The sequence below is a fragment of the Curtobacterium sp. MCLR17_055 genome (genome assembly GCF_003234305.1).
GTDB classification, from domain to species: domain Bacteria; phylum Actinomycetota; class Actinomycetes; order Actinomycetales; family Microbacteriaceae; genus Curtobacterium; species Curtobacterium flaccumfaciens.
Map to the genome: position 1 here is coordinate 1 of NZ_QKSX01000033.1, position 7834 is coordinate 7834.

The following is a 7834-nucleotide window of genomic DNA, read 5'->3' on the forward strand; positions in this document are numbered from 1 at the left end:
GGTGAGCGGGGAGGGCGGACCCGGGGCGGGCCTCCCGGGCCGGGATCGCCGGTAGTCTTGCCCGGACCGTTTCCGCACCGAGCACCCAGCTCGGCGACCTCTGGAGCACCCTTTGGCACAGCCCTCCCGTCTCGACAGCGTCATCGCCCTGGCCAAGCGCCGCGGCTTCGTCTTCCAGTCGGGTGAGATCTACGGAGGCTCCCGCTCCGCATGGGACTACGGGCCCCTCGGTGTGGAGCTCAAGGAGAACATCAAGCGCCAGTGGTGGCAGCGGTTCGTCCGCGGCCGCGGGGACATGGTCGGCCTCGACTCCGCGGTGATCCTGCCCCGCAAGGTGTGGGAGGCCTCCGGCCACGTCGCGACCTTCACCGACCCGCTGGTGGAGTGCCTGCACTGCCACCACCGGTTCCGCGAGGACCACCTGATCGAGGCGTTCGTCGCCAAGAAGGGCCGCGACCCCGAGGGCCGCATGGCCGAGATCGCCTGCCCGAACTGCGGCACCCGCGGCGAGTGGACCGAGCCCCGCGAGTTCTCCGGGATGCTCAAGACCTACCTCGGCCCGGTCGAGTCGGAAGAGGGCCTGAACTTCCTGCGCCCCGAGACGGCCCAGGGCATCTTCGTCGACTTCGCGCAGGTCGTCACGACCAGCCGCATGAAGCCCCCGTTCGGCATCGGTCAGGTCGGCAAGGCGTTCCGCAACGAGATCACGCCCGGCAACTTCATCTTCCGCACGCGCGAGTTCGAGCAGATGGAGATCGAGTACTTCGTGCCGCCGGCCTCGGCCCAGGAGCACTACGAGCAGTGGATCGCCGACTCGGTGGCGTTCTACACCGACCTCGGAATCGACCCGGAGAACCTGCGTCGATTCGACGTCCCGGACGGCGAGCGGGCGCACTACTCCGACGCCACCGCCGACATCGAGTACCGCTTCGGCTTCACCGGCTCGGAGTGGGGCGAGCTGATGGGCGTCGCGAACCGCACCGACTTCGACCTGAACAACCACATCGAGGCGTCCGGCCAGGACCTCCGGTTCTTCGACCAGGCCGCCAACGAGAAGTACGTGCCGTACGTCATCGAGCCGTCGTTCGGGCTGACCCGTGCGCTCATGGCGTTCCTGCTCGACTCGTACCACGAGGACGAAGCCCCGAACGCGAAGGGCGGCGTCGACAAGCGCACGGTCCTGCGCCTCGACCCGCGCCTGGCCCCGGTGAAGGCCGCGGTCCTGCCGCTGTCGCGCAACGAGCAGCTCTCGCCCGTCGCCCGCGGCCTGGCCGACGACCTGCGCAAGAACTGGAACGTGGACTTCGACGACGCCGGTGCCATCGGCCGTCGCTACCGTCGCCACGACGAGATCGGCACGCCGTTCTGCATCACGGTCGACTTCGACACGCTCGAGGACAAGGCCGTCACGGTGCGCGAGCGCGACACGATGAGCCAGGAGCGCGTCTCGCTCGACCAGCTGCAGGGGTACCTGGCGCAGCGGTTGCTCGGCGCGTAGGGGTTCGGCGGCTCCGCAAGACACCGGTGTTCGTGCGTTGCACACCCGCAATCGGGTGTTCGACCTGCGAACACCGGTGTCTTGCTGCCGGTGACGGGAATGCGCGCCGCACGAGCGCGTTGGGGTCAGCATGAACGACTCCGTGAAGGTCGATGTCTGGTCGGACATCGCCTGCCCCTGGTGCTACATCGGCAAGCGCAAGTTCGAGGCCGGCGTCGCCGCGTTCGGTGCCTCGAGCGAAGGACGCCCCGTCGAGGTCGAGTACCACTCCTTCGAGCTGAGCCCGGACACCCCCCTCGACTTCGAGGGGACCGAGGCCGAGTTCCTCTCCGGCCACAAGGGCATGCCCGTCGACCAGGCGCAGCAGATGCTCGACCAGGTCAGCGCCATCGCCGCTGGCGTCGGTCTCGAGTACGACTTCGAGGCCATGCACCACACCAACACCGTGAAGGCCCACCAGGTCATCCACCTCGCCAAGCAGCACGGCAAGCAGCTCGAGATGGTCGAGCGCCTGTTCACCGCCTACTTCGAGCGCGGCGAGCACGTCGGACAGGAGTCCTCGCTCGCCGACCTGGCGGCGGAGATCGGTCTCGACCGCGACGAGGTCCTCAGCACCCTGCGCGACGACGCCCAGCTCGCTGCGGTCCGCGCCGACCAGGCCCAGGCGCAGGCGTACGGGATCAACGGCGTGCCGTTCTTCGTGATCGACGGCAAGTACGGCGTCTCCGGCGCCCAGGACCCCACGGCGTTCGAGCAGGTGCTCCGCCAGGTGGTCGCGCTCCGCGAGACCACGCCGGAGGAGGTCGCCTCGGCGGCCGAGCGCGCTGCGGACGACGCGAGCGCGGACGTGGCGGCGACCCGATGACGGACATGACCATCAGTGACCAGGGCGCGGTGCGCCTCCAGGCCGTGACGTCGGTACCGTCCGTGCCGGACGCGCTCACGGGACTGCCGGGCGTGCGCGGCCTCTCCGCCGCTTCCGGCGTTTCCGGCGTTCCCGGCCTGGAGGCCCGTCCCGCGTTGCTCACGCTCGTCACGCCCGGCGGTGCGCCGGTCTGCGAGGGCGATGCGTGCCTGATCGACGCCGGCTCGTTCGCCGGGGCCGAGGGCGACTGGTCCGAGGTGCCGGACTGACGGCTGCGTCAGTCGCGCTGCGGTTCCTCGTCGGTGATGTCGGCGACGGTCGCGCCGTAGGCGGCGACGAGCGCGTCGGCGTCGACGAAGGCGCTCGCCCCGTGCCGGCCCGCACCCAGGGCGACGCGGCGGCCGACGATGCGCTCGTCGGCGTACACCGGCAAGTCGCCCGTGGCACCGATCGGCGTGATGGTGCCGCGCTCGTAGCCGGACGCCCCGAGCGCGGTGGTAGCGTCGGGCATCGAGAGCTTGTTGACGCCGACGACCGTGCGGAGCTTCTTCCAGGCGATGCTGCGGCCGCCGGGCACCAGGGCGAGCAGGAACCCGCCGTCGTGGCGCTTCACCACCAGGGTCTTGACGATGTCGCCGGGCTCGATGCCGAGCAGTTCGGCGGCCTCGTGCAGGGAGTCCGCGGCCGGGCGTTCGACCACCTCGACCGGCAGGCCACGGGCCTGGGCGTCGGCGTCGAACCGGGAGCTGGCGTCGGTCGTCATGTGGAGAACGCTACCGGCGCGCACCGACGTGGGAAGATGGGACAGGTATGACGATCACACAAGCACCCGCCTCGCGAGTCGGCGGCCCCCTGCGCATCGGCCCGATCGAGGTCGACGTGCCGGTCGTGCTCGCGCCGATGGCCGGGATCACCAACATGGCGTACCGCCGGCTGTGCCGCGAGTACGGCGCCGGGCTCTACGTGTGCGAGATGATCACCTCGCGTGCGCTGGTCGAACGGACCCCCGTGTCGATGCAGCTCATCCAGCACCACGAGTCCGAGACCCCGCGGTCGATCCAGCTGTACGGCGTCGAGCCGAACACCGTGGCCGAGGCGGCGTCGATCCTGGTGGGCGAGGACCGTGCCGACCACATCGACCTGAACTTCGGGTGCCCGGTGCCCAAGGTCACCCGCAAGGGCGGCGGCGCGGCTCTGCCCTGGAAGCTCGACCTGTTCCGCGAGCTCGTCACCAAGACCGTGCGCGCCGCGGGCGACGTCCCCGTCACGGTGAAGATGCGCAAGGGCATCGACGAGGACCACCTGACCTACCTCGACGCCGCACGCATCGCGCGCGACGCCGGTGTCGCCGCGGTGTCGCTGCACGCCCGCACCGCGAACGAGCACTACTCCGGGCACGCCGACTGGTCGGCGATCGCCACGCTGAAGGAGACCGTCACCGACATCCCGATCCTCGGCAACGGCGACATCTGGTCGGCCGCCGACGCGCTCCGGATGATCGACGAGACCGGTGCCGACGGCGTGGTCGTCGGGCGTGGCTGCCTCGGTCGCCCGTGGCTGTTCGGTGACCTGGCCGCGGCGTTCCGCGGCGAGGGGCTGCGGTACATGCCGTCCCTGGGCGAGGTCGCCGACGGGTTCCGTCGGCACGCCGAGCTGCTCGTCGAGTTCTTCGGCGACGAGGAGCACGCCTGCCGCGACATCCGCAAGCACGTGGCCTGGTACTTCAAGGGGTACCCGATCGGCAGCGACGTCCGGGCAGGCCTGGCGATGGCGTCGAGCCTGCAGGAGATCGACGACTTCCTCGGCCAGCTCGACCACGACGCACCGTACCCGGGTGCCGACGCCGAGGGGCCGCGCGGTCGTGCCGGGCACCCGAAGCGCACCGCCCTGCCCGACCGCTGGCTCGAGAGCCGCGAGGTCGACTCCGAGTTCCGCAAGGTCCTGGCCGCCGCCGAGCTGCACCACAGCGGCGGATGAGCGCCACCGCCTCGTACGGTCCGGCGGACGCGGAGCGCTGGCTCCCCGAAGAGCACGGCAACCGCCGCTCGGACTTCGCCCGTGACCGCGCCCGACTGCTGCACTCCAGTGCGCTCCGGCGCCTGGCAGCGAAGACCCAGGTGCTCAGCCCGACCGCGGGGCTCGACTTCGCCCGCAACCGGCTGACGCACTCGCTCGAGGTCGCGCAGGTCGGCCGCGAGCTCGCCGACTCGCTCGGACTCGACCCCGACGTGGTCGACACCGCGTGCCTGGCGCACGACATCGGGCACCCGCCGTTCGGGCACAACGGCGAGACCGCGGTGAACGCCTGGGCGACCGGCATCGGTGGCTTCGAGGGCAACGCGCAGACGCTCCGGTTGCTGACGCGGCTCGAGCCGAAGGTCTACGGCGTCCGGCCCGGCGCCGACGTCGACCGTCCGTTCGGACTCAACCTGACCCGTGCGTCGTTGGACGCGAGCTGCAAGTACCCGTGGCCCGCTGCGCAGGGGGTGTCGGAGTCGTCGTCCGGGCGCACCAAGTTCGGCTTCTACGACGACGACCACGACGCCTTCGAGTGGCTCCGCGCCGGCGCCCCGCGTCGCCAGCGGTGCATCGAGGCGCAGGTGATGGACCTCGCCGACGACATCGCGTACTCGGTGCACGACTTCGAGGACGCCGTCGTCGCCGGGTTCATCGACGTCGCGGCCCTGGGCGACCGCGTCGGTGAGAACGACATCGTGACCGCCATGCACGCCTGGGTCGGCGACGACCTGAGCCGCGACGAGCTGCTCGAGGCGTTCGACCGCCTGCGTGCGCTGCCGCTCTGGATGACCGCGTACGACGGCTCCCGCCGTGACGCCGCACGCCTCAAGAACCTGACGTCGCAGCTGATCGGACGCTTCGCGCGCACCGCAACGACGGCCACCCGCGAGTCCTACGCCTCGGGATCGCTCGTGCGGTTCGCCGCGTCGGTCGTCACCCCGCCCGAGATCATCGGCGAGATCGCGGTGCTCAAGGGCATCGTCGCGGCCTTCGTGATGACCCAGGGCGACCGTCAGCCCGTGTACGAGGACCAGCGCCGCGTGCTCACCGAACTGCTCGACGCGCTGGCGGCGACCGGTGCGTCCGACCTCGAGCCGGGCTTCGCCGCCGACTGGCACGCTGCGGACGACGACGCCGGCCGACTGCGCGCCGTCGTCGACCAGGTCGCGAGCCTGACCGACCAGGGTGCACTCGCCTGGCACCGACGTCTGGTGGTGGGTGACCGTGACCCGGTCCACATCGCCGTCTGACCGGTCCGCCGACGTCGGTCCCACGAACTAGGATCGAGGGGTGGCTGGCAGGATCGCGCGGAACGACATCGACGAGGTCCGCTCGCGTGTCAACATCGCCGACGTCGTGGGCGACTACGTCACGCTGAAGCACGCGGGCGTCGGGTCGATGAAGGGCCTGTGCCCCTTCCACGACGAGCGCTCCCCGTCGTTCCACGTCCGGCCCCAGGTCGGCCGCTACCACTGCTTCGGCTGCGGCGAGGACGGCGACGTCTTCAGCTTCATCATGGCGCAGGACCACACCACCTTCGCCGAGGCCGTCGAGCGCATGGCCGCGAAGATCGGCTTCACCCTGCACTACGAAGAGGGCGACGGGCCGCGCACCGACTACAACACCCGTGCCCGGCTGATCGCCGCGAACGAAGCCGCGCTCGAGTACTTCACCGCGCAGCTCACCACCGCCGCCGCCGACCCCGCCCGCCGGTTCCTGGGGGAGCGCGGGTTCGACCCCTCGGCTGCCCAGCACTTCGGCGTCGGCTTCGCGCCGAAGTCCTACGACATGCTCAAGGACCACCTGCGCGGGCGTGGCTTCACGATGGAAGAGCTCGTGTCCGCCGGCCTCGTCAGCCAGGGTGACCGCTCGCCGTACGACCGGTTCCGCGGGCGGCTGATGTGGCCGATCCGCGACGTCACCGGGGCGACCATCGGGTTCGGGGCGCGCCGCCTGCTCGAGGACGACAAGGGTCCCAAGTACCTCAACACGCCCGAGACCCCGATCTACCACAAGAGCCAGGTGCTCTACGGGCTCGACCTGGCCCGCCGCGACATCTCGAAGCAGAAGCAGGTCGTCATCGTCGAGGGCTACACCGACGTGATGGCGTGTCACGTCGCGGGCGTCACGACCGCGGTCGCCACCTGTGGCACGTCGTTCGGCGTCGACCACATCAAGGTGCTGCGCCCGATGCTCGGTGACCTGGCCGGCGCCGACCCGAACGCCAACGGTGAGGTCGTGTTCACGTTCGACCCCGACGAGGCCGGGCAGCGTGCCGCCTCTCGTGCGTTCGCGGAGGAACAGCGCTTCGCGGCGCAGACCTACGTCGCCGTGGCACCCGGCGGGCTCGACCCGTGCGACCTCCGGCTCGCCCGCGGCGACGACGCCATCCGCCGCCTGGTCACGAACAAGCGCCCGATGTTCGAGTTCATGATCCGCCGCACGCTCGACGGCCACGACCTCGAGACCGTCGAGGGGCGCGTCGGTGCCCTGCGTGCGGCCGCGCCCGTGCTCGCCGGCATCCGCGACCGCTCGCTGACGCAGGGCTACGTCCGCGAACTCGCCGGCTGGCTGGGCATGGAGATCCCCGAGGTCCGTCGGTCGGTCGAGACCGCCAGGCGCCGTGCGGGCTCCGCCGGGCAGGACGACCGGTCCGCAGGCGCCGGGCGCGATGGCCGCAACGGGAACGGCACCGACGGGGCCGACACCCCCGACGAGCCCGTCGCCGGCATCCGCTCGCTGCCGAACGACCCGATCAGCCGCATGGAGCGCGACGCCGTGATGGCGATGGTGCAGCAGCCCACGTCCGTCGGCGCACCGATGCTCGGGCTCGCCGCGTCGGCCACGTTCTCGACGCCGATGCTCGCCGCGGTGCGGGACGCCGTGGTCGCCAACGTCGACGTCATCGGCGCGGGGGACTGGCTCGACCGGCTGCTCGCCGACGTGCCGGCGCCGCTGCGAACCCTGACGCACGAACTCGCCCTCGCACCGATCCCCGCGCGCAACGCGGAGGACCTGGCGGCTTACTGCCGGAGCATCGTCGTGGCCCTGGTCGAGCGCGACCTGCTCGCCCGCAAGGCCTCGTTGCTCGGGCAGCTGCAGCGCGCCGACCCGCACGAGCAGGCCGAGCGCCGCGCCGAGATCCAGCGGCAGCTCGTCGACATCGACGGGCAGCGGATGCGGTTGCGCGCCGACGCCGAGGCGTCCTAGGGCCCTTCGCGCGGCTGGTGCCGGGTCGCCCCGGTCGCACGACGCGCCGCGTGCGCATCGCCGAGGTCGCACGAACTGTCGTGCGGCGGGGCTGCGAGCGGCAGTTCGTGCGACCTCGGCGGTCCGTGAGTGGTCAGGACGTGCTGTCTGTCGGGCCTCGAGTGGTCGCAGATCGTCGGCTGGCCGGGGTTCGGCCGACGGGACATGACCGCGCGGGGTGGGGCGGGCGGTGAGTCGTGACC

At 71.3% G+C, this 7834-nt stretch carries 7 protein-coding genes; 6 read left to right on the forward strand and 1 reads right to left on the reverse strand.

Features of this window, described 5'->3' with window-relative positions; genetic code table 11:
• Nucleotides 1–112: 112 nt before the first annotated feature.
• From DEJ09_RS17815 to DEJ09_RS17825, 3 genes are all read left to right on the forward strand, one after another.
• A complete protein-coding gene (locus tag DEJ09_RS17815; protein ID WP_071405363.1) occupies nt 113–1498 on the forward strand; it encodes a glycine--tRNA ligase in 1386 nt (461 codons plus the stop codon).
• Between the two features lie 130 nt (nt 1499–1628).
• Complete coding sequence (locus tag DEJ09_RS17820; RefSeq protein WP_111089451.1) at nt 1629–2363, forward strand: DsbA family protein; 735 nt, start codon at nt 1629–1631, stop codon at nt 2361–2363.
• A 5-nt stretch (nt 2364–2368) separates the two neighbouring features.
• Complete coding sequence (locus DEJ09_RS17825; protein WP_146245769.1) at nt 2369–2632, forward strand: hypothetical protein; 264 nt, start codon at nt 2369–2371, stop codon at nt 2630–2632.
• Between the two features lie 8 nt (nt 2633–2640).
• Here the strand turns inward: DEJ09_RS17825 and DEJ09_RS17830 are convergent, their stop codons facing one another.
• A complete protein-coding gene (locus tag DEJ09_RS17830; protein ID WP_111089452.1) occupies nt 2641–3126 on the reverse strand; it encodes an aminoacyl-tRNA deacylase in 486 nt (161 codons plus the stop codon).
• A gap of 47 nt (nt 3127–3173) precedes the next feature.
• Here DEJ09_RS17830 and dusB point away from each other — a divergent pair, with 47 nt between their 5' ends.
• The 3 genes from dusB to dnaG are packed head-to-tail and all read left to right on the forward strand — an operon-like array spanning nt 3174 to nt 7592.
• The gene (dusB, locus tag DEJ09_RS17835) at nt 3174–4340 is read left to right on the forward strand and encodes a tRNA dihydrouridine synthase DusB (RefSeq protein ID WP_111089453.1); all 1167 of its coding nucleotides are present in this window, start codon (nt 3174–3176) and stop codon (nt 4338–4340) included.
• Entirely contained in the window at nt 4337–5632 is a 1296-nt protein-coding gene (locus tag DEJ09_RS17840) for a deoxyguanosinetriphosphate triphosphohydrolase (protein ID WP_110864660.1), read from the forward strand. The genes dusB and DEJ09_RS17840 overlap by 4 nt, the downstream gene beginning before the upstream one ends.
• Before the next feature lie 40 nt (nt 5633–5672).
• A complete protein-coding gene (dnaG, locus tag DEJ09_RS17845; protein ID WP_111089454.1) occupies nt 5673–7592 on the forward strand; it encodes a DNA primase in 1920 nt (639 codons plus the stop codon).
• Nucleotides 7593–7834: the final 242 nt, after the last annotated feature.